Annotated in this window: 22 protein-coding genes; 2 read left to right on the top strand and 20 right to left on the bottom strand. The window is 52.7% G+C overall.

Going from position 1 to position 22793, the window contains the following annotated elements:
- Positions 1-102: 102 nt before the first annotated feature.
- Positions 103-1053 (bottom strand): magnesium/cobalt transporter CorA, encoded by a 951-nt coding sequence (corA, locus tag PT964_RS07285; protein ID WP_274362679.1) that lies wholly within the window; start codon positions 1051-1053, stop codon positions 103-105.
- 201 nt (positions 1054-1254) lie between these two features.
- Between corA and PT964_RS07280 the strand changes: the two genes are divergently transcribed.
- A complete protein-coding gene (locus PT964_RS07280; RefSeq protein ID WP_274362678.1) occupies positions 1255-1437 on the top strand; it encodes a hypothetical protein in 183 nt (60 codons plus the stop codon).
- A 12-nt stretch (positions 1438-1449) separates the two neighbouring features.
- Here PT964_RS07280 and PT964_RS07275 read toward each other — a convergent pair whose 3' ends face one another.
- From PT964_RS07275 to cymR, 14 genes are all read right to left on the bottom strand, one after another.
- Positions 1450-3156 (bottom strand): ATP-binding protein, encoded by a 1707-nt coding sequence (locus PT964_RS07275; RefSeq protein ID WP_274362677.1) that lies wholly within the window; start codon positions 3154-3156, stop codon positions 1450-1452.
- 204 nt (positions 3157-3360) lie between these two features.
- Positions 3361-4707, bottom strand: coding sequence for a polysaccharide deacetylase family protein (locus tag PT964_RS07270; protein ID WP_274362676.1), 1347 nt, complete (start codon positions 4705-4707; stop codon positions 3361-3363).
- Between the two features lie 160 nt (positions 4708-4867).
- Positions 4868-6661 carry a peptidoglycan D,D-transpeptidase FtsI family protein gene (locus PT964_RS07265; RefSeq protein ID WP_274362675.1) on the bottom strand — a complete coding sequence of 598 codons (1794 nt, stop codon included), beginning with the start codon at positions 6659-6661 and terminating at the stop codon, positions 4868-4870.
- Positions 6662-6779: 118 nt separating this feature from the next.
- Complete coding sequence (locus PT964_RS07260; protein WP_274362674.1) at positions 6780-8903, bottom strand: methyl-accepting chemotaxis protein; 2124 nt, start codon at positions 8901-8903, stop codon at positions 6780-6782.
- A 121-nt stretch (positions 8904-9024) separates the two neighbouring features.
- Positions 9025-10089, bottom strand: coding sequence for an endolytic transglycosylase MltG (mltG, locus tag PT964_RS07255; protein ID WP_274362673.1), 1065 nt, complete (start codon positions 10087-10089; stop codon positions 9025-9027).
- Between the two features lie 77 nt (positions 10090-10166).
- On the bottom strand, positions 10167-10484 hold the full coding sequence (locus tag PT964_RS07250; RefSeq protein ID WP_274362672.1) for a DUF1292 domain-containing protein: 318 nt from the start codon (positions 10482-10484) through the stop codon (positions 10167-10169).
- Positions 10484-10801 carry a DUF1292 domain-containing protein gene (locus PT964_RS07245; RefSeq protein WP_274362671.1) on the bottom strand — a complete coding sequence of 106 codons (318 nt, stop codon included), beginning with the start codon at positions 10799-10801 and terminating at the stop codon, positions 10484-10486. The genes PT964_RS07250 and PT964_RS07245 overlap by 1 nt, the downstream gene beginning before the upstream one ends.
- A 5-nt stretch (positions 10802-10806) precedes the next feature.
- Positions 10807-11226 carry a Holliday junction resolvase RuvX gene (ruvX, locus tag PT964_RS07240; RefSeq protein WP_274362670.1) on the bottom strand — a complete coding sequence of 140 codons (420 nt, stop codon included), beginning with the start codon at positions 11224-11226 and terminating at the stop codon, positions 10807-10809.
- Between the two features lie 2 nt (positions 11227-11228).
- Positions 11229-11489 (bottom strand): IreB family regulatory phosphoprotein, encoded by a 261-nt coding sequence (locus tag PT964_RS07235; protein ID WP_274362669.1) that lies wholly within the window; start codon positions 11487-11489, stop codon positions 11229-11231.
- A 104-nt stretch (positions 11490-11593) separates the two neighbouring features.
- Positions 11594-14221, bottom strand: coding sequence for an alanine--tRNA ligase (gene alaS, locus PT964_RS07230; protein WP_274362668.1), 2628 nt, complete (start codon positions 14219-14221; stop codon positions 11594-11596).
- A 395-nt stretch (positions 14222-14616) separates the two neighbouring features.
- On the bottom strand, positions 14617-15690 hold the full coding sequence (locus PT964_RS07225; protein WP_274362667.1) for an AI-2E family transporter: 1074 nt from the start codon (positions 15688-15690) through the stop codon (positions 14617-14619).
- A 171-nt stretch (positions 15691-15861) separates the two neighbouring features.
- Positions 15862-16059, bottom strand: coding sequence for a hypothetical protein (locus PT964_RS07220; protein WP_274362666.1), 198 nt, complete (start codon positions 16057-16059; stop codon positions 15862-15864).
- Positions 16060-16157: 98 nt separating this feature from the next.
- Entirely contained in the window at positions 16158-17312 is a 1155-nt protein-coding gene (locus tag PT964_RS07215) for a cysteine desulfurase family protein (RefSeq protein ID WP_274362665.1), read from the bottom strand.
- A 25-nt stretch (positions 17313-17337) separates the two neighbouring features.
- Positions 17338-17757: a cysteine metabolism transcriptional regulator CymR gene (cymR, locus tag PT964_RS07210; RefSeq protein WP_274362664.1), complete on the bottom strand. Its 420-nt coding sequence runs from the start codon at positions 17755-17757 to the stop codon at positions 17338-17340.
- Positions 17758-18017: 260 nt separating this feature from the next.
- On the opposite strand from cymR, the gene mnmA reads away from it, so the two are divergent.
- The gene (mnmA, locus tag PT964_RS07205; protein WP_274362663.1) at positions 18018-19139 is read left to right on the top strand and encodes a tRNA 2-thiouridine(34) synthase MnmA; all 1122 of its coding nucleotides are present in this window, start codon (positions 18018-18020) and stop codon (positions 19137-19139) included.
- 65 nt (positions 19140-19204) lie between these two features.
- Here the strand turns inward: mnmA and PT964_RS07200 are convergent, their stop codons facing one another.
- From PT964_RS07200 to PT964_RS07180, 5 genes are all read right to left on the bottom strand, one after another.
- The gene (locus PT964_RS07200) at positions 19205-19807 is read right to left on the bottom strand and encodes a CPBP family intramembrane glutamic endopeptidase (protein ID WP_274362662.1); all 603 of its coding nucleotides are present in this window, start codon (positions 19805-19807) and stop codon (positions 19205-19207) included.
- Positions 19808-19908: 101 nt separating this feature from the next.
- Complete coding sequence (locus PT964_RS07195) at positions 19909-20043, bottom strand: hypothetical protein (RefSeq protein ID WP_274362661.1); 135 nt, start codon at positions 20041-20043, stop codon at positions 19909-19911.
- 5 nt (positions 20044-20048) lie between these two features.
- On the bottom strand, positions 20049-20591 hold the full coding sequence (locus PT964_RS07190) for an accessory gene regulator ArgB-like protein (protein WP_274362660.1): 543 nt from the start codon (positions 20589-20591) through the stop codon (positions 20049-20051).
- On the bottom strand, positions 20588-21274 hold the full coding sequence (locus tag PT964_RS07185; protein ID WP_274362659.1) for a hypothetical protein: 687 nt from the start codon (positions 21272-21274) through the stop codon (positions 20588-20590). The genes PT964_RS07190 and PT964_RS07185 overlap by 4 nt, the downstream gene beginning before the upstream one ends.
- A gap of 106 nt (positions 21275-21380) precedes the next feature.
- A complete protein-coding gene (locus PT964_RS07180; RefSeq protein ID WP_274362658.1) occupies positions 21381-22694 on the bottom strand; it encodes a replication-associated recombination protein A in 1314 nt (437 codons plus the stop codon).
- Positions 22695-22793: the final 99 nt, after the last annotated feature.

Raw genomic sequence — 22793 nt, 5'->3', positions numbered from 1 at the left:
TTTGTCATTTCGATATTTATCTTAATATAATATCGCTTACAAAATCCATACACTGAACGAAGAAAACATGAACTATTTGGCTGTTAGTTTGTCTCCTCCCGATTATTCGAACCAACCCTTCCGCTTAAACCATGCGAACATCCCCAAGCCGACGGCCGCCATGACGGCAAGCACTGCGAAATACCCATAGCGTAAGTTCAGCTCCGGCATCACTTTAAAGTTCATTCCGTAGATCCCCGCAAGAAAGGTGAGCGGCATGAAAATGGTGGTAATCACCGTCAATGTTTTCATAATCGTATTCATCCGGTACGAGTTGTATGAGAGATAGCTGTCCCTCATATCCGCGGTTAAATCCTTATTGGACTCAATAATGTCGGAAAGCTTGAGCAGATGATCGTAAATATCCGTAAAGTAGGCGCGAAACGGCTCCACTCCGTGGATGCGCTCGGAGTTGACGACCCGGTACAATAAATCTCTCATCGGAAAAACGGTTCTCCGCAGCTTAATCAACCGTCCCCGAATTTCAAACACCAGGTCCATCATTTTGTTGTCCGTGTGGGTTTCCTTGTTGTTTTCCAAATCGAACAGCTCGTCTTCGATCTTAAATACGACCGGAAAATAATTGTCGACGACCTGATCGATCACCGTGTGCGCCGCGTAAACCGACCCTTGCAACGCAGCGCCGGGCGCTTCGAGCCATTTGGAAACGGCGGCTTTCAGCTCCGGCACCTCATTGAGATGGAAAGTCACTAAAAACTGTTTGCTTAGAAACATATCCAGCTCGTCGAACGCCAAAGTGTCCGCTTTCAATACATGCAGCACGAAAAAGTGCACTTCCCCGTAATGATCCAGCTTTGGACGCTGCAGCAGATGCAGACAGTCCTCCACCGCCAGAGGATGCAAATGAAATCGCGTGCTCAGCAGCTTTACTTCTTCATCGGTAGGCCGGTCGAAATCGACCCAATACCATAGAAATTCCGGTTCGGAAAGGCTTGATATCGGAACCCCCTCGCGAATATCGCCTTCATGCGTCACTGCCCATGTATGTATCAATGTTCCCGTTCTCCCGGTTTCATGATTTCATGAAAATTTATGATACCCGTTTTTGACATGGCCGAGCAAGGCGGCCTTCTGCAGGCCCCTGCCAAAAATACACTTGCTCTCGCCCTCTTCCTTGAATACAATAACAGTAACGGTGAAGCACACCTCGGCAATATGTCGGGGTGTGCTTTTGTTTTGGAAGGAGGGATCAGGATGAATGTCGACTTTTGCCGCTCCGTCGGAGCTTTGATGCTTTTAGCGGAAATCGGTTGTTTTTCTGCAAGCGCGCCGGCGCCGGCTTCCCCGGCGAAGCATGACATCCTCGCGGCCGGCAATAGCCGGAACCGGATGCGGCGGGCAACGTTTCGCCTTGACGAGCTTCCCGACGCTTGCTGAAGGGCGGTTCGGCTAGGCAATCAGTTCGTCTCCGGTGGCCAGAGGCAGACGGATCATGAAGGATGTGCCGACATCCACCTTGCTTCGGACGGTAATATAACCCCCGTGTTCGCCGACGATGCGTTGGCATATCGATAATCCGAGTCCGGTTCCTTTCGTCTTGGTGGAGAAGAACGGCTGAAACAGCAGCTCCAGATGGTTCTCCGATATCCCTTTGCCCGTATCCGTAACTTCGATGAGGCCGTATTCGCCGCGCTTCGTTACCGTAATCGTCAGGGTGCCGCTTTCCTCCATCGCTTCGATCCCGTTACGGATGACGTTCAACATCACTTGAATGATCTTGTCCTTATCCAGGAAAGCGTGGATCGGCTCCTCATCGGCTGCAATTACGAGCTGATGCCCGTGCCTCGTCACCTCGGATTCCGTCAGCTGGATCGCCGCCTGCACGCAATCCTGCAGCAATATTTTTTTGGGCGAGTGGTCTACGGGCTTGGAAAATTGCAAAAACTCCGCGGTCAGCTCGCTCATCCGTTTGATTTCGTGCATGATAATGTCGTAATAGCTGCCGATATTGTAGTTGTTTTGCCTCGATATTTGCAGAAAGCCCTTGACCGTTGTAAGCGGGTTACGGATTTCATGAGCCATGCCTGCCGCCAGCTCGCCGACGGCCTTCAATCGTTCGCTGTGAAGCCAATGGGCCTCGCGCTGAAGCCACAGTTTTCGCTTGGATTCGAACAACCTCTTCTGGACAAGCGCGGCGAAGGCGATTCGGTCGCTCTCGTCGTCGGGATAAACCGCATAACCGTAAGAAAGCTGAATGTCCGCCTGCTTCGGAATTTGATGCTCCAGATCGTGCAAATATTTTTCCAGCTTGCCGTCCTCATAAGGAACTACGATCCCGAACTCGTCCGAACCGTTGCGGCCCATGAGAAGCGCTTCGGGGTAGCATACCTTCAGCAAATGCGCGACCTTCTTAAGGGTACCGTCCACCGTATGAAAGCCTTGCTCCGTGTTTAACGATTTGACGTCGTCGCAGTCGATCAGCATAAACAGCACTCTGCGGTTTTCGGCGAGAAGAACCTGCAGTCCGGAATGGAACGTCTGGAAATTGAGCAGTCCCGTCAACAAATCATGCTGGGTTAAGTATGTATTTTCCGTAACAAGCGTCCTGCGGTTTACGTCATTGCGAATATATTTATCGGCCGCGAGCGCCGCCAGGAACAGAGAAAGACAGTAGAACAAATAAGAAGGGAAGATGTTCCCGAACTGGTCGATCCGAAGCAGAAGCGCTGACGCTTGAAGCACAATCGCCGCCAGCACGGATAGCATCCATCGAGCAAAAAGACGGATTTTCAGCCGGGAAAGCAATGAAGAGCACACTGCCGTCAGCAGTAACGCTATGGGCTCTGCAGTGCCTGTCGCCGCCGACGGCAAAAGGGTCATCATGGAAGAGCCTATAACGACGGCAGAGGTCAAGGAGGAGATCCAACCGCCGTAAAATGATGCAAGGAGCACGCAAACGACGGAAAAATCGAAGATCAGCGCACCGGTATCGGAGTGAAAGTAAATTAAGGCCGTGCCTACCAGGCCGAGAAAGCTGCCGTAATACATCCGTGACCATGGTGAGGATTGAGGCATGATCGGCTGGCGGAAAAGATGGCTTCCTATGTATAAGCCGCAAATCAAAATCGCCGCATTCATAAACAATTCCTTAAACACGCGGTTCACGCCTTTCACTTAGGTTCAGCAATGCCCATCCAAAAAAACATTCTAGTTTTGGCTGGAAATTCCTCCTCGCAAATCAATCGACAATAACCGAGCTTAACATGAAAAACGGCTTACCTGCGGGGAATTATGCACGCACGTAAGCCGTTCGGATGAATAAAAAATTAGGCTAATGAGACTAGTTTGCGAATTAATGAATCAGGCCGGTTCAGGCTCCGGGCTTCCCGGCTCCGTTTCATCTCCCAAGGGGTCCCCGCCCCCGTACCGGCGGTCCACTTCATGCATCGAAATGGCGATCCGTTTGGGGATCAGCATTTCCTTGCGCTCTGCCAGTCGGTCGGCGCCCTGCGGATGAATGACGGAAAGCAGCAGCCTCAAATACAATTTGGTTAGCGCGGCAAACAAGCCCTTCGGCAATTCCGTCACGGTAAAACCGAATTGCTCGACACCGCGGTTGACCATCGTAACCCCCATAATCGCTTTAATTGAGGAGGCGTCCGGACGCTTCAGAATGATGGACGCCAGTTGAGGCATCGTCTGTTCCATTTGTCTGATCAATTGGATAGCCAGTTGAACGGGGGATCGGGATTTTTTCCCCAATTCGTAAAGTAATGCATTGTCCATATGGAGTTCGACGACTCGGTCGCCTTTTTCGAGCTCGATTCCTTCGTTTAGCCGGATTTTCTCGCCGGAATACTTAATAAGTCTGAAATGCAGAAAGCTGTGCGAATCCGTCGGATTGGCAGGCTGAAGCCGGAACAACGCGTGAAATATACGTTCCCATGCGAGCCAGCCGCCGACTACGAATCTTTTTGCAAGACTCGGATTTTTTTTAGTCATGCGTGCGGTCACCTGCATTAAATCGTCCACTCGCGCGAAGCGGTACCCTTTCTCAAGTGCGATCGGAATAAACTCCCCTAGCGCGGCGATCGTGTTTTGCGGCGCGTCAAGATCGGCGCCGAACGTATTTCCGCAGTCGTGCAGCAAATATATTTGGCCGCCTTTCAGATGTTTGAGCATTTTTTCCCGAATCCGGGCGGCGCCGGTCGACTTCTTCCAATCGTTCAGCATGACGGACCAAAGCACAATTTGCAGCTGATGGCGCGTGGAATAATCGAATATATTCATAATGCCCCAAGGCGGACGATAAAACTGGGACGGCTCCCCCGTAAACCGCTCGATCAGCTGCGAGGTTCTTTGCACGGATTGGACGACCGACTTCGGGCGCATAAGCCAATTGGAACGGTGCTTGTAATTATGAATTCCGATCAGATGGCCTTCCTGATGCATTCGCTTAATAATGTCGGGATGCTCCTCCGCATGCTTTCCGACAATAAAGAACGTTGCTTTTACGCCGTGCTTTTTCAATAAATCAAGCAGCTTCGGCGTATAAACCGGATCCGGGCCGTCATCGAAGGTCAAACTTATATCTTTGTCCGATATTCCTCTCTTGAACACCCGAAACCCGAACAATCGGCTGACCAGTCCGGGCAAAAACGCATAAAATGTAAAAAAATAAAACAACCAAAGCAGCAGGTTGCTCATTTCTCTCCCCCTACTTCCTTCTTCTCTCCCGACCGATGCCGTCATACTACGATAGCATCTTCAAACCTCCGTCTAATTATTATAACTCAGACAAACCTGCCACGAAAGCAGTAATGACTGAGTTTCAAGGAAACCAACCTTTATAAGCGGTCTCGCTTCTCTAGTTCATAGCCGGCTCCGCTTCCGCCAGTATATCCATTACCTCCTTAAACAGCGGGATTGCTGCGTGAGACGACCCCGACGGGCGCTGCTCGGCAACGACGGCCACGGCGTAGCGCGGCTGTTTGACAGGCCCATACCCGACGAACCATTGGTGTACAAACGGCTTTCCTTGTACGGTTACTTGGGCCGTACCGCTTTTGCCGGCGAGCTGCCACGCGGCTCCTTGTAAGCCGGTGCCCGTTCCTTCCTCGACGACCCGCCTCATCATGCGCCGAAGCAGCTCCGCCGTCCTTGCCGACATGACGGGCCGAACCGCGGCGTGCTGCAAGCCGTAGCCCTCCATCGTCTGCCCCCCTGCGAAGCGAAGGGACGAAACCGCCCTCGGCGTCGATACGACGCCGTTATTCAACAGTGTTACAACCCAATTCGCGGCCGCCAGCGGCGACAGAAGCACGTCCCGCTGCCCGATTCCGGTTTGCGCCATTACTCCTCCGTCGTTCACCGGCTTCCCCTTAACGAACGCTTGTCCCGCTTCCTCCTCGGGAAACTGCTTGATCGGTCCGCCGTCGACGGCAGAAATGCCGCTCCAGCCGACGGTTCCGGTTACTCCGAACGCTTGCGCATGCTCGTTCAAAGCTTCGGCGGACAGCCGACCCGCAACGGTGGCGAACACAATATTGCACGACTGCGCAAAGCCCTCCTCGAACGTAATATGACCGTGCCCGCCTTTCTTCCAGCAAGTCAGCCCGTATTTGCCGAAGCTGCCGTTGCAATCGAAAAATTCTCCCGCTTTTACGACCCCTTCCTCCAACGCAGCCGCCGCAATTACGCTTTTGTAAACGGATCCCGGGGTCATGGCGATCAGCGCCCGATTCCGCCAGCTGCTCTCTTGTCCGCTCGCGTTAGATCTGTCGAATTGCGGACGGCTGACCATGGCGACGACATCCGCGGTACGGGCATCCAGCACGACGATCGATCCGCGGTTTAAGCCGCTACGGTCAGCCAGCTCCTCCAGCCGGCGCTGCACGGACAGGTCGATGGTGGTGACCAGCTTCAGCGGGTAATGCGGGTTATTCGGCGCGAGCTTCCGGATGCCGAGGCCGGATAACGCATTTCCTTTCGGATCGGTGTATACCACGACAGCCTCCGGCCGGACGCTCTGAAGAAAGCGATCGAAGCCGAGCTCCAACCCGGAAGCTCCGATCGGAGTGGAAAGCGTTACGGTGCCCCTTTGCAGCTTATTCCGGTAATGGCTGTTTACACGCTCCGGCCACTCCGCAACAAAGCCGATCAATTGCGAGGCAACGCCTCCGCTTGCATATCGGCGGACCGTATCGACGGGAATCGCCCCCGGCAGCGCAAATCTCCGGATTTGTTCCGCTTGATTTACGGTCAATTCGGCGGGAGTCTCCCCATCCTTCGTAGACCACAGAGCAGGGGCCTTCAAGCTTCTCCATCTGCGCTCAAGCTCCTCGGGGCGGATTTGCAGCACGCGGCTTAGTGCGGCAATGGCGCCTTCGGACGGAAAGGCGGCTTGGGCGGGCAGCAACAGCAGACTGCGTGTCGGGATCCCGGCCATCGCCTCGCCGTGCCGGTCAACGATGCGCCCCCTTCCGCTGTCCAGCACGACGCCGCCGGCCCGCTGTGCGACAGCCCTCTCCACGGCGCCTGCCGAAGCGCGGGCGGGAATCAAAGCATCCTTCACTTGAAGCCAAAGCAGCCTTGCTCCCAATAAACCGATTCCTAACGTCATTCCGAGCAGAATGATGAACATCCGGATTTGACGAAGCATAGATCATTTCACCTCATCATCCAGTATGAACCATTCGATTGCCGGAAAAACTTCTGCCGGGCTTTTTTACGACCTAAACAAAGAACCGCCGTGCATTATGCAACGGCGGGTATTAAAACTACATGCGAAACTTCGTTAACGAATCGGTAAGACCCTTGGAAACCTCCTCCAGCCGGTTCGCAAGCTCGACAAGCGACTCGCTCACGCCAAGCTGCTCGGAGCTTAGTCCGGCAACCTCTTCGGAAGTGGCCGACGACTCCTCGGCGACCGCGCTCACATTGGTCATGGCAACCGTAAGCGACTTCTGCGTTTGGTCCAGGTGTGAGATCGAATCGGTTACCGCGTCCAGCTGCTGCACGAACAAATTCATCCGCTCGTTCACGGAGTCGAAAATTTCGTTCGTTTCCTTAACGGATGCAATCTGCTCCCGGAACATCGGATACGCCTCCGAAACGAGCAGCACGGTCTCGTCAATTTCTTTGCGGATCCGTTCCGTCATTTCGCCGACATTATCGATGTTCTGCTTCGTTTGGTCGGCAAGCTTACGAATTTCGTCCGCGACGACCATAAACCCGCGTCCCGCCGCTCCGGCGCGAGCGGCTTCGATTGTAGCGTTCAGCGCCAAAATGTTCGTCTGCCTTGCCATATTATTGAGCGCATCGAGAATTTTCCGGATCGAGCTGGTGCTTTCCTTCAAATCTTCGACCTTCTTGACCATCGAACGCGTCAGCTCTTCCGTTGCGTTCGTCTTCTCGCTTAACGCCTGCATATGTAAGGAGCCTTTGCCGCTCGAATCCCGAACCTCGGCGGCGGCGCTTGCCATCTGGACGTTGGCCGTTACGGCCTCCTTCATCCGGTCGCTCATTTGGATCGTCAGATCCGCGCCCTTCTCCGCTTCAACCGCCAAGTTGCCGGCGCCTGCAGCAATTTGTTCGGTAGCGGTGGCGATCTCTCTTGCGGATTGCGCCGTTTTTCGCGACGAATCCGACAGCTCCGAAGCGGTTTGAAGCACCTTCTCCGCGGACCGGTTCGTCTGCTCCACCAGTGTTCGGATTTTGCCGATCATCTCATTGAAGCTGACCGCCAGCCTGCCAATTTCGTCCTTACGGTTCGTAAACGGCGACGTTACCGACAAATCGCCGTTCTCGGCTTCCCGCATCACACCGCTCATCTTTTGCAGCGGTCTGGCGATCATTATGACGACCAGCCAGCCGATCGCAACCGCCAAAATGGCGCCGACTACAGCCATTATGACCGACAATGAAAATATTTCCGTCGTCCCTGCAACGATCTTGTCATAAGGAACCGATCCCGCCAACATCCAGCCGCTTGAAGGAAGCGTGCTGTACGCGACGAGCGTCTTTTCACCGTTAAGGTTGCCGACCGTCGAGCCTTGTCCGCTGCTGCCGGACTTAATCGATAAAGGAAATTTAGTGCCGAGCTCTTCGGCGTTCGGAGAAGAAATAATGATGCCTTCTTTGTCGATTGCGTAGGTGGCCCCGCCTTCCCCCATCGCTCCGGCTCCCGCCGCACGGAGAATCAATTCTTTCAGTTCCACGAGCAACACGTAGTTCGGCTTTAACGTATTCTTGTCTTTAATAAGCCGAACCATTCCGAAAGTAGGGGAGCTGACAGAGCCGGAAATGCTCTCCGGCACGGTCGAAACCCAAACGATTTTTCCGTCGGCTTCTACAGCTTTCTTATACCAATCCGTACTGCTCGCTTGTTCGAAAGAAATCGAACCCGTACCGAGGCCGGGAAGTTTTTCATCTACGGGAATCAAATAAATTCCCGCAATGCTGGCGTCCGAGAAAACATATTGTTGAAGGACACCGTCGACTTTCTTGCGCAAATCTATTTTTTCAACGGTCATTTCGTCCGATAGCTTGGTGGCATTGACGAATTCGCTCAACTCGGGAATAAGCAATATTCGAGTGCTGATTCCTTCGAAGTTCATAAGCAGCATAGTGATTTTTTGGGTCACCTGTACGACGGTTTGACCTTTCGCATCCGCCATCTGCGATTCAATAATGCTCTTAGATTTGTTATAGGAGATGAGTCCTACCAGCAAGATGGAAGCAACGATTGCGATAAAGAAAAACAAAAACAGCTTCATACCGATCGATCTTGCAGGGTTTACAAATCGTACGTTTTTCAGATTTACACCGCCCGTCTTCGAAGCAGTTGCGGAAATTTGACGAATCCCGCGAATTTTTGGAAATTTGGGCATTTTGAGTGACATTGCATCATTTCATCCTTTCATGTGTGACTATAGCCCTAAGTTTTAACCTTCGACTATATTCGACACATTCGGGCAAAATCCTTTATTTTCCGCTTATCAATTTTTATGTGAGACTTCCGGATTACTCAGCTTGCTTGCTTTTCTTAATATTTTCCAAGTGCTCTTTATACGTTTCCGCAAAAAGGTGCTCGCCGGAGCCGTCCTTTTTGGTTACATAAAATAAAAAGTTAGACGCTTCGGGATATAACGCCGCTTCAATTGACTTTAAGCCCGGGCTCGCGATCGGCCCCGGAGGGAGACCGGGGTGCAAATACGTGTTGTATGGACTTTCGATTTGCAAATCCTTTTCGAACAGACGCTCTTTCTGTTTGCCGAACACATATTGCACCGTTGCGTCCAGCTGCAGCGGCATCTCTTTCTTAAGCCGGTTATAGATGACGCCCGCCACCAGCTTCCGCTCTTTGTCGACCGACACTTCTCTTTCGATTAGGGAGGCAACCGTAAGCAGCTTATGGAACGTTAAGCCCGACGCTTTCAGCTGCTCCTCCCATCCTTCCGGAAGCTGCTTCACCTTCAGATCCAGCTCGTGCAGCATGCGCAAGACGGCGTCTCCCGCCGCGCTGTCCTTCGGCAGCTCATACGTTTCCGGGAATAAATAGCCTTCCAGCGCAAATTTATAATTCGGATTTTCCGGAATTTCCGCCGCCCATACGATCCGGCTCGCCTTCGCTTCCTCCGCTGTCAGCCGGTTGCTTACGATACCGGCCAGTTCTTCCTGCGAAAAGCCTAGTTTATTCGAAAGCAGCTCGATGATTTGCGAAGCGGTAAAGCCTTCGGGGACCGTGAAACGAAGCACTTCCTCCTTCACCGTTCTGCCGGATGACAGCTGATCGATAATGTCCACCAAGGTCATGCCTGGCGTCATCTCATACGTTCCGGCTTGAAAGTTGCTTCCCAACCCTTTGTACTTCAAATAATAAGCAAACACCGTGCCGCTGCGCACGATTCCCGCTTCCTCCAAAATATCCGCGATTTGCGCCGATGTCTTGCCCTCGGGAATCTCGACGATGACGGGGATGCCGGCAGGCTCCGCCGGCATTAATTGCTGCATGACGTAATAAACGGCCCCGGCGGCTGCGGCCGCCGCGATGACAATAACGATGATTGCGATTTTCAATACTTTCAAGAACGGTACCTCCGCAACAGGAAAAAGAGCGACTTGCGCCGCTCATTTCTAACTTTGAGATTATGAAATTGCGCTTTCTATGCTTCGTCGGTAAACTTCGTGGTCATTTCGTCAACGAGCTCGGAAATGTTTTCCCACTCGTCGTCGTCGTCAATCGACTCGATTTCGTATTCTCCGTCGCCGAGCTCCTTCACCCGAAACAGCATATAATCGTCCAGTCCGGTTGAATGCACGGCGCGAAGCACGGCGTAGGAGCGATCGCCGACTTCGAATTCCAGCACGATGTTATACGAAGCGGCCGTATTGCGGCCGTCCTCCGTCAATTCGATCTCCTCGCCGTACGCCTCGAGAAGACGATTCACGCGTTTGACATCCGAAAGCTGGTATTCCGGCATTAAGATTCGCTCCCGTCCATTTCTTCAAGCAGCGTATTGAACGTTTCCTCCACCATGTTCCACTCTTCCTCGTCGTCTATGGTGTAAAGCTTCAATTCGTCGCCTTCCTCTTCATAACGGAACGCGTAAACCTCGTCGGTTTCCTCGTCGTCGCTGTCGAGCGGAACGACCATCATGTATTTGTTGTCGGAGCCTTCCACTTCAAACTTCATGATGACCTCAAATTCTTCCTCGTTGCCTTCCTCGTCCGGAATGTAAATGATTTCCGGCTCTGCTGCGTCGTTATGGTTGTGATCGTGATCGTGATGATCCGCCATTTTTTTCACCTCTTCATAGATTTCGCATCCATATAATTTTGCAATATAAGCGCTGCGGCTATACGGTCTACGATGCCTTTGCGCTTTTTGCGGCTTACATCGGCCTCGATCAACGTCCGCTCGGCGGACTTCGTGGTCAGCCGCTCATCCCACAGATGAACGGGGCAAGAAACGACGTTCCGCAGCTCCTCGGCGAACCGCATCGCAAGCTCGCCTCTGGGACCGACCGATCCGTTCATGTTTTTCGGAAGACCGACGACAATATCGGTGACGTTCCATTCCCGAACAAGGCCCGCAATGTCTTGGAGCACCCGCTCGTCGCCCGAATTGCGAAGAACGGTCAGCCCCTGCGCGGTAAAGCCGAGCTCGTCGCTCACGGCGACTCCGATTTGCCTGTCGCCGTAATCCAATCCCATGTAACGCATAATTATCGATGTCGGTTAACGTAGAACCGTACGAGCTCTTCGATCAGTTCGTCCCGTTCCCGTTTGCGAATCAGGCTTCGCGCGTTATCGTGCCGAGGGATGTAAGCCGGATCGCCGGACAGCAAATAGCCGACGATTTGGTTGATCGGGTTGTACCCTTTCTCCTGCAGCGCGTCATAGACGCTCAGCAGCACCTCCTGGGCCGATGCTTCCCGAGGATCGGCTTGGGGCACGTATTTCATCGTTTTGTCCGAGAAATCCATACCGCACCTCCCAATGCGCTTAGAATTTATTTCTAAATTTATATTCTGTGCTTATGATGAAAATCCTTTTTTACAGCCGGACGGCATACAATGTTTTCCTTTCCTTACGCTTCCTTCTCCGCCACGAGGGCTTCGATCCGCTTAAGCGCTTCGTCCAGCTTTGCCGGGTCCTTCCCGCCCGCTTGTGCCATATCCGGCCGGCCGCCGCCTCCGCCGCCGCAAATGGCGGCCGCTTCCTTCACGAGCGCTCCGGCGGAATATCCCGCCTTTACTAAATCCGGCGTGACGGCCGCGACCAAATTCACTTTGCCTTCAGCCTTCGAACCGAGCACAATGACCGCGGACCCGAGCTTGTTCTTCATCTGGTCGGCGATCGTGCGCAAGCTTTCCATATCCGCGCCGGCGATTTCGGCAGTCAGCAGCGATACGCCGCCGATTTTTTTCGCCGCGCTCTCGAGCGAGCCCGCTTCCATGGCGCTCAGCTTGGAGCGGAGCGAGTCGATTTCCCGCTGCGAATCGCGAAGCTGGGCTTGAACGGCTTCAATCCGTTTCGGCAGCTCGGCGGGATTCGTCTTCAGCAGCCCGGCTCCTTCGCGCAAAATTTGCACTTGGCTTTCCAGGAATAAATAAGCCGCTTTCCCCGTTACCGCCTCGATCCGGCGAATGCCCGAGCCGATCCCGCTCTCGGATACGATTTTGAACAGCCCGATTTGCGCCGTGTTTTCGACGTGGCAGCCGCCGCACAGCTCGATGCTGTATCCCGGCACTTGAACGACGCGGACGATGTCGCCGTACTTTTCGCCGAACAGCGCCATCGCTCCCATCGACTTCGCTTCGTTGATCGCCATCTGTTCGATGCGAAGCGGCGTTCCGCGCCAAATTTGCTCGTTCACGCGGCGCTCGACGTCGGCGATTTCATCCGCCGTCATCGAAGCAATGTGCGAGAAGTCGAAGCGAAGCCGGTCGTTCTCGACAAGCGATCCCGCTTGATTCACGTGCTCGCCCAGCACTTCCTTCAGCGCTTTATGAAGCAAGTGCGTCGCGGTATGGTTTTTAATGACGCCTTCGCGCACATCGCGCGCGACGGCAGCCGCGACCTGATCTCCCTTGCGGAGCACGCCGCGCTCCACCGTCACGTAATGGACGTGTTGACCGTGCGGCGCCTTCGACAAGCCTTCGACAACCGCTCTCACGTCGTCACCGGTCAAAGTGCCCGTATCGCTTACCTGACCGCCGCTTTCCGCATAGAACGGCGTACGATCCAAGATGACCGCCGCCTTCTCGCCGGCGCCGACCATCTCGACCATCTCGTCTCCTTGCAGCACCGCGATAATATTAGCAGTAGTTACCAGTTCATTATAACCAACAAACTCGCTTTTAACCGCAAATTCCGACAAGGCGCCGCCCTGCACCTTCATGCTTTCCGTCTCCTGACGGGCTGCGCGGGCGCGCTTGCGCTGCTCCTCCATCGCGGTCTCGAAGCCGTCCCGGTCGACCGTCATCCCTTTCTCGGCAGAGTAATCCTCCGTCAAATCAAGCGGGAAGCCGTACGTGTCGTAGAGCTTAAACGCTTCGGGACCGGTAATGGCGGTGCGTCCTTCCTTCTTGGCCGATTCCACGAACGATTCGAGAATCGCGAGGCCCTCCGTTAGCGTCTCGTGAAACCGTTCCTCTTCCATGCGGATCACTTTCTCGATAAATTCCCGCTTCGCGACGACCTCCGGATAGTATACGCCCATAATGTCTCCGACGACGGACGTAAGCTCGTACATGAACGGTTTTTCCACGCCGAGCTTTTTTCCGTAGCGGACCGCGCGGCGAAGCAAACGGCGAATGACGTAGCCGCGGCCTTCATTGCCGGGAAGGACGCCGTCGCCGACGGAAAATACGACGGTGCGAATGTGATCGGCGATCACCTTCAGCGCCACGTCGTTCTCCTCGTCGATGCCGTACGTTACCCCGGCAACCTTCGAAGCCGCGTCGATGATCGGACGGAACAGGTCGGTGTCGAAGTTGGAATCGACGTCTTGCAGAATCGATGCGAAACGCTCGAGACCGGCGCCGGTATCGATGTTTTTATTCGGGAGCGGCGTATAGGAGCCGTCCTTATTATGATTGAATTGCGAGAACACCAGGTTCCACACCTCGAGAAACCGTTCGTTCTCGCCGCCCGGCACGCATTCCGGATCGGAAAGGTCTCCGTATTTTTCGCCCCGGTCGTAAAAAATTTCCGTACAAGGACCGCAAGGCCCTTCGCCGATATCCCAGAAGTTATCTTCCAGCTTGTAGATCCGCTCTGCCGGAATGCCGATTTTCTCGTTCCAAAGCTTGAACGCTTCCTCGTCCTCGGGATGGATCGTGACGGACAAGCGCTCCTTATCGAAGCCGATCCATTCGGGGGAGGTCAAAAACTCCCACGCCCAAGTAATCGTTTCTTCCTTAAAATAGTCCCCGATCGAAAAATTGCCCAGCATCTCGAAGAACGTATGGTGGCGGCGCGTTTTGCCTACATTTTCGATGTCATTGGTACGGATGCACTTCTGGGCATTGGCGATCCTCGGATTTTCCGGCTTCACCCGGCCGTCGAAATACGGCTTAAGCGGCGCCATCCCCGCGTTGATCCAGAGCAGCGTCGGGTCGTTGTGCGGTACGAGCGGCGCGCTCGGTTCGATCTTATGTCCCTTGCTTTCGAAAAACTTCAACCATTTGCTGCGAATTTCGCTTGCTTTCATTTTCGCTTTTCCTCCTTTTACATAGAAAAAGCCGCCCCTGCAGCAGGGACGACTAGTTATACACAAATCGCGGTACCACCCTAATTTTCCCCGGCCCGCATCATTGAGCGAACAAGGGACACTTAAGCGAAACGATAACGGGTTTCCTCCGGCGAAGTTTGAAGTTCGCACTCCGAAATTAGCGTTCGGCCGTTCTCCGGTAGCAAGGCTCTTTCAGCCGGAACGCTTCAGCGCGGCGCTGATTCATTCCGAAGCCTATTCTCTGTTGCGGGAGCAAGGGCTTACTCGATTTCATCGTCGAATTGTTCCTTATGCAAATATAGAGTAAATTATATCCTTATACATTGCATATAGTCAACGGGGCATACGTCGGCTGTTTGTGCCGGAGCGCGCCGTCACATCGTCGGCTTTCGATTATGGTAGTAGAGCCAAAAATGGTGAACGATCACCTTGCCGACGGCGAAAAGCGGCACCGCCAAAATAAGTCCGAATACTCCGCCGATCTCTCCGCCAACGAGGAGCGCGAAAATAATGATCAGCGGGTGCATATGCAGCGATCTCCCCACCACCTGCGGGGACACGAAGCTGTTTTCGAGCGATTGGCAAATCAAATTGACGATCAGCGTGAACATGACCATCTCCATCGAAACGGTCGACGCGACAATGAGCGCGGGGGCAGCCCCGAAGAACGGACCGACGTACGGGATAATATTAAAAATTCCGACGAGCGCCGCAAGCAGCAGCGGGTAAGGAATTCCGATAATCCAATATCCTATGTACGCCAAAATTCCGATGACGAGACAAACGATAAATTGTCCGCGAATATAGTTTCCCAAAGCTTTGTCAATGTCGGTGAGCATACGGATCGTCCGCTTCCGGTGCCTTAGCGGGACAAAGGTAAGCACAGTTTTCTCGATTACCTGAAAATCCTTCAACATGTAGAACGCCAAGAACGGAATGATAAAAGCCATGAACACGACGTTCAGCGTGGCGCCGATTCGGCTGATGAATTCGCTGATCGAGACGGCAAGCTGCTGCTCCGCTCTAAGCACCGCATCGTTAATCCCGATTCTGACGCTCTCCGGCAAAATGGAGTTTTGATTGACGCCGTTCATCAGCGATTGCGCGCGCATCGTAAATTCCGGCAGATGCTCGTTCAATTCATTCAGCTGCTTGATCAGCATCGGAATCAAATTCATGATCACGACGGTCACGGCGAGGATAAAGATGCTGTAGATGAGAAAGATGGCGACGGTTCGCGGCACCTTCCGCTCGTTAAGCAGGTTGACGACCGGATTTAAAATATATGAAATGATCATCGCGATGATGAACGGCATAAGAATGGACTTTAAGAGCTTGAACAATCCGACGAAGACGGGCGAAACCTGCAGCAGCATAAAAAGAACCCCTAGGCCCAGCAGCGTGTACACGAGACCGATGAACCACCGGTCTTTAAAAAATCGTTCCACGTCCCTCAACCCCCACTTGTCCAAAGCTGCACATTTCTAAAAAGTATATGTGAAGGCCGCCGAAATCATCCGACCGCGGCAAAAAAAAATACCCCGAAACGGAACGAAAGTTCGTCCGGATCGACCGGTACGAGGCTTGTCCTATTCGGGGTATTCGCTTTTCTTCCTGCGTTAGTTTGCATGCACTTCAGGAAGCTCTTCCTCCGGGAAAAACAAGTCGTCGAGGGAGCTGAGCGTTCCGTCCTCTTCTACCTGGTAAACGGACATCTTTTCTCCGTTTACCGTCAATTCAATGAAGCATCCCCAGCAATAAAATTGATGGGAGCCGATTTTGCCTATATCTTTGGAATTGCAATTCGGACAACGCATCCTTAGTAATCACCAACCTGTCGTAATTATGATTCTATTTATTCCCAACGAATGATCGTAATAATCTAATGTGAGAGCAATATTTGCAGCTTTCCTTGTTAATACGTAAGACGTTTCACGATCGTTGCAATTTTTTCTGCTGCAAATGTTACAGAATTGAGGCAGTTTCCCCGCCCGAAGCTGAAGCGGACGGCGGATCGCATCCGTTCGTCCGGCAAGTTCATGGCGAGCAATACGTGCGATGGCTCCAGCGCCCCCGAAGAGCAGGCGGAGCCGCTGGCGGCGGCGATTCCTTCCAAGTCGAGATTCATCAGCAGCGATTCGGTGTTCGTTCCCGGAAAGCTGACGTTCAGAATGTTCGGCAGCCGCTCGGTCGGATGACCGTTAACTACGACGCGCTCTTCGCCGAGACGCTCTTTTAAGGTCGTAAGCATGGCGTTGCGCAGCTCTTCCATTTCTTTGCGGCGTTCATCCATATGCTGCGCCGCGATGGAGCACGCTTTGGCGAAAGCGGCGGCGCCGGCGACATTTTCCGTACCGGCTCGGCGCTTTCGTTCTTGTGACCCTCCGAACGAACGTTGGGCCAGCTTGACGCGCTTATTGACATAAAGAGCCCCGATGCCTCTGGGCCCGTTAATTTTATGAGCCGTAACGCTCATCAAATCAATGAAGGAATGGGACAAATCGATCTTGAACGAGCCTAAAGCCTGAACCGCATCCACATGAAACACGGCGCCGCGCTCTCTGGCAATGCGGCCGATTTCCTCCACGGGCTGCAGCGTGCCGACTTCGTTATTCGCATACATGACGCTGACTACGGCGGTTTCCTCGGTAATCGCCTTCGCCGCATCCTCTACAGAGACTTGTCCATAAGCGTCCACAGGCAAATAGATCACTTCAAAGCCGTTGCGCTCCAGCTCTTTGCAGGCGTTCAGCACGGCATGGTGCTCAACGGCGGTCGTTACGATCCGCTTTCTTCCGGCAGGAGCGGCAAATGCGGCGCCAAACAAGGCGAAATTATCGCTCTCGGTCCCGCCGCTGGTAAATACGAGCTCGCCGGGAGCGCAGCCGAGCGTAGCGCTTATGGAATCCCTCGCTTCGGTCAAAGCCTGCTTTGCGGCACGGCCGAACCGGTGGACGCTGGACGGATTTCCAAAGCACGTCTTCATCAAAGGGATCATCGCTTCCAGCACGTCCGGATGGATCGGCGTGGAAGCGGCATGATCAAGATATATTTCGTCGAAAGTCTGCATTGCGCGCATCTCCAAGGAAAACAATTCAAATATAAAACATGTAGTTGTCGTTATGTCCTTCATCTTGATAAGAAACAAGGTACGACAACGTTGTGGAATCCAAGACGGACGCGATCGCATCCCGAATGCGGATCCAAAGATCCCGCTTGGCCGGATCGTCTTCCTCCGTAAAATCGACGGGTGAAATCGGACCTTCCAGCAAGCGAATAATTTCGCCGGCGGAAACGTCCTCCGGAAGCTTGGACAAAATATAACCGCCGTAAGCGCCGCGGACGCTTTTTACAAGACCCGCATTGCGAAGCGGCGCAATCAGCTGCTCCAAATAGTGCTCGGACAAGCTGTGCTTCTCCGCAATCGACTTTAAGGATGTCGGTCCTTCACCGTACCGGGCAGCCAACTCCATCATAATCGTAAGACCGTAGCGGCCCTTGGTAGAAATTTTCAACAGGGACACTCCTTGCCAGCAAAAAGCTTATATTTAGAATTGACGAATTAGAAACTTTTCAAACCATGCCTATAACGTTTCTATGTTAACACAACATCTACCGCTTGGTAAGGAAAACCTTTAGGAATTCATAAAATTGTAGAATGTTTTCGATTTGTATCGAACTGCTACGGTTCGCCGGAAGTTCGAGCGCTTTATTCCTCCTTGCGCTTTTGTGGTAGAATAAAGAAGTAAGTACGCAGACAAGAAGGTGCAACCAAATGATTGACACGAATATAGACCGCTCCAAAATACGGATCGTCGTCGGGATGTCCGGCGGCGTGGACAGCTCGGTTACCGCTTTGCTGCTGAAGCGGCAAGGATACGATGTAATCGGTGTGTTTATGAAAAACTGGGACGATACGGACGAGCTCGGGTTTTGTACCGCCGAGGAGGATGCCGAGGACGTTCGCAGGGTTTGTGCGCAAATCGGGATCCCCTCCTATACCGTGAACTTCGAGAAGGAGTATTACGAGAAAGTGTTCGAATACTTTTTGGCGGAGTACCGGGCCGGACGGACGCCTAACCCGGACGTCATGTGCAACCGCGAAATTAAATTCGGGGAATTTTTGCAGAAGGGTCTGGAGCTTGGCGCCCATTATATCGCAACCGGGCATTATGCGCGCGTGATCGAATCGAACGGAACGTATAAGCTGCTGCGGGGGGTCGATTCGAACAAGGATCAGAGCTATTTTTTGAACGCGCTGAATCAGAAACAGCTTTCCAAAGCCATGTTCCCGCTGGGCGGATATACAAAGCCGGAAATTCGAGCCATCGCCGCGGAAGCCGGACTAGCGACCGCAAAGAAAAAAGACAGCACCGGCGTCTGCTTTATCGGCGAAAAAAATTTCAAGCAGTTTCTCAGCCAATACTTGCCGGCGCAGCCGGGCGATATTATGACCTTAGACGGCGAACGGAAAGGCCGGCATGACGGGCTGATGTATTATACGCTAGGCCAGCGCCAAGGCTTGGGGATCGGCGGCGGAGGCAGCGGCGAGCCGTGGTTCGTGGCCGATAAAGACTTGGCAAATAACATCCTTTATGTCGTTCAGGGCGAACACGACGAGCGGCTGTACTCCAATAGGCTGTTTGCATCCGATGTGCACTGGATCAGCGGACGCCCGCCCGAAGGCCCGCTGCGCTGCACCGCAAAATTCCGGTACCGGCAGCAGGATCAAGCCGTTACCGTGACAATGACGGGTCCCGATACGTGCACGGTCGATTTCGATGCTCCGCAGAAGGCGATTACCCCCGGTCAAGCCGTTGTCTTTTATGACGAAGAGGAATGTCTCGGCGGAGGCACGATCGACCGCGCGGAGAAGGCGGCCGTTATTAATCAATAACGCTGTATAGGAAGGAGCGCGGTTTCAAAGCCGGACGCTCCTTCTTGCTTCTTACCGGGAAGCGGTCAGAAGGAACGGGCGAAAAAAATCATAAAATTAAACAGCATGTGGGAGACGACCGGCACGAACAACGTACCCGATTTTTTATAAAAATAGCACCAAACGATTCCAAGCAGGAAATAACCGAGCCACGCCGCATAATTGAAATGCCCCACCGCGAACAGGAGCGAGCTTGCGATGGCCGCCGGCCAAAATCCGTAGCGTTGATTCAGAGCGTTGTATAAAATGTATCGAAACATCACTTCCTCCAGCGGCGAGGAAAATAAGACGGAAATTAACGGCGCGGCAACCGGGTTGACGAAGCCGGGATCGGGAGTGTCGATCCCGACGACATACCTGACAAACACAATTCCGATCGCCTGAACGATCAAACCTACGATCAAGGAATAGTAAATATGCTTCCAAACGGCGCTTTGTTTTAACATATTCAAATCCGTTCGGCGTATTTCATCGCGGTATGCGGCGATCGTGAGCGCCGCCATAACGAGCGGCAGGACGATCAGCATCTCCACCACGTAAAAACGCGAAAATTCAACGAGAATCATGACCGTAAAAGCAGCGGCGAGCCATATTCTTTTATCTATCCGTTTCAGAAACGATACGATCATGGATATCGAATTCCTCCGAACGATTCGTTATAAAAAACTTCTTTAGCGCTTACAAAAAAAACACGCATACGCGTGTTTTTTTTGCATTCTGGCTGTATGGATCATTTGCTGAGCTTTTCTTTCAATTCTGCAGGAGCTTCCGGATGGTTGTTCCAGACCATGCTTGGTGCCGCTGCCACAATCAATGCTACCGCAGCGAAGAATGCGCCGGCTACAGATGCAAGCTTTCTTTTCATGGAATTCACCTCCGATCGATAAAATCAAACAGCTTATAGAACGGTTTTGTTAACGTAAGGGATTGGTAAAGCAGCGCAAGCGACCCAAACGGAGATTGAAACGCAAAATTGGTAGCTACGATCGCCAGCGAAATCCACTTCAGCTTGTCTTGATGCTTCGCTACAAAAGAATAATTCAAGTTCGGTTTCTCAGGTGCTTTAACGGCAACAATCACAAACGCTAAACTATTCAACACGAAACCCGCATAGTAGTACGGGATCGATAGATGCGCCAATGCGATAATGGTTAGCGCGGAAGAAATATCGCATTTCCAAGCCGAATGCAAATGTACTCCGCCGGAGAAGAAACGTAGAATCGTAAAGTAGAGCATTACCCAGAGCATTTCGGCAAAATGTCCGGTCAGCAAACACGTAACGATAATAACGATTCCGGTTAGAACGGTATGTAGGAATGTGGAAATCCCGTATACCAGGACTTCCTTCGAAGCGGCGTTCTTGTCATTTGCTGCGATAAAACTCGCAATTCGTTCGGAAACGGGAGCTATCATAGCTTGTTCTTCCTAAAGTATCGTTCTTCGATTTCTTTGATATTGATTAAATAGGTGACGAACAATCCCACAGCCATTACGATGGTTACCCCCAGCAACACAAACAGTATAGTCAGGTTGTTGCTATTATTCTTAATGGCGACGATCCCGCTTTGAATCATCGTTACCGTGCTTACAAATACGCCTGCAACGAAGAAATCTCTTGGCCGAAGCTTCTCTTTCTTTAGCATAAACCGGTTGGCGATCAGCATGAAGCCAAGTCTTTTCTTGTGAATGATATACAACACCAGTGAAATTAATAGAATCGTCGGTATCATCATGAGCTGCGACTGAATTTGCTCCAATGTAAGAATTCCGGTAACAAGCGGAATCACTACGACAATCATCTGGATGGTCGCCGATACGAGATAACCGGATGCGAATACGAGAAGCGAATACGCGATCGGCAGCTGAAATAAAAACATAATCGCGGACATGCCTACCACCAGATTTACGAAAATAAAGTAATCCGTGACGTGCAACACTTCCCGCTGAAGAAAGCTTACGATCGTAATGACTAAAGTCGCGCTGATCAATCTAAGAACATTGTACTTAATCGGCAAGCGGAATATCGAGAAAGCCAGAAGCAATATAGTAAAATAATCGATGAACGAAGATAAGAAAACAGGAATATTAGCTAGCATAGTCGCAACTCCGCGATAAAGTTCTCACTTAATAGATTACTATACATTTGAATTTTCGACAACGAGAGATTTTTTTGATTCTTTGGTACTAGCGTTTTTTCTCCGTTCATGACGAAATGTGCTTGCGGCGAAGCTGATTTTCCCGCATTTTCGCTTCGGTTCCCTGGTTGGAAGCCACAAAAAGAGGCTCGTCCCGAATCCCGTCCGGCAAATACTGCTGCTGTACATAATGGCCCGGGTAATCGTGCGGATATTTATATCCGACATGACCCAGCTGCTGCGCCCCTTTATAGTGTCCGTCTCTCAAGTGCATAGGCACTTCGGCGGAGCCCAGCTTCTCTATGGCTTGCTGCGCGCGGCCGAGGGCGAGACCGATCGAGTCCGATTTCGGGCTTTCGACGGCAAACAAAATCGCTTGCGCAATGTTGTATTTCGCTTCGGGCCAGCCGATCTTATGGTACGCGTCCATCGCCGTAACGGCTTGTACCATCGCCTGAGGATTGGCAAGCCCGATATCCTCGCTGCATGCAACGATAAGGCGGCGCAAAAACACCATCGGATCCATTCCGAGCTTCTCAACCGCGTAAAGAAACCAGAACAACGCCGCGTCGGAGGAGCCGCGGACGCTTTTATGAAATGCGGACAGCACGTCGTACTGCGTCGATTCGTCCGCAGAGACGGACGGCTGGCGAATCGATTCTTCAGCAACGCTCAGTGTAATATGAATTGTTCCGTCGGTCTCCGGAGCCGTAGTCAGCGCCGCCAGCTCGAGCGCGTTAAGCGCGCGGCGCAAATCTCCCCCGGCTATGCGGGCAATATGCGTAAGCGCGTCTTCTTCGGCGCGGATCGGCAGCGTACCGAGCCCCCGCTCGGTGTCGGCCAGCGCCCTTCGCATCGCCGTAAGCGCGTGCTCCGGCGTCAGCTTCTCCAAGCGAAACAGCGTCGACCTCGACAAAAGCGCGCCGTTGATCGAATGAAACGGATTTTCCGTCGTCGCGCCGATAAATATGATCGTTCCCGCCTCCACTGCCGGCAGCAGCGCATCCTGCTGAGACGTCTTGAAGCGATGCACCTCGTCCAGGAACAAGATCGTCTTTCGGCCGTACAGAGCGCGAAGCTCCTTGGCTTTGTCGATCGTTTCGCGCACGTCCTTCACCGAAGCGTCCACGGCGTTAAGCCTTACGAATTCACCGTCGGTTCGATTGGCGATTACGCTTGCCAGCGTCGTCTTGCCGGTGCCGGGCGGCCCGTATAGAATGATGGATGTCACCTGGTCCGCTTCGATCGCTCTTCTGAGCATTTTGCCCGGACCGACGATATGCTCCTGCCCGATATATTCTTCAATCGTTCCGGCGCGCATCCGCTCCGCCAGCGGCTGGCGGCCCGGCGCCTGTTCCGCGTTATATGTAAACAGATCCATGACGATTCAACCCATTTCTTTCAGATTGCTATTCTCTTTATTATACATGGGATAGCCCTAAAAATCGAAGTAGGGCCGCCCGCGCCGTCTTCTTCAGAC

The organism is Paenibacillus thermotolerans (genome assembly GCF_028745515.1).
GTDB classification, from domain to species: domain Bacteria; phylum Bacillota; class Bacilli; order Paenibacillales; family YIM-B00363; genus Paenibacillus_AE; species Paenibacillus_AE thermotolerans.
This window is presented reverse-complemented; position numbering and strand designations above follow the sequence as displayed.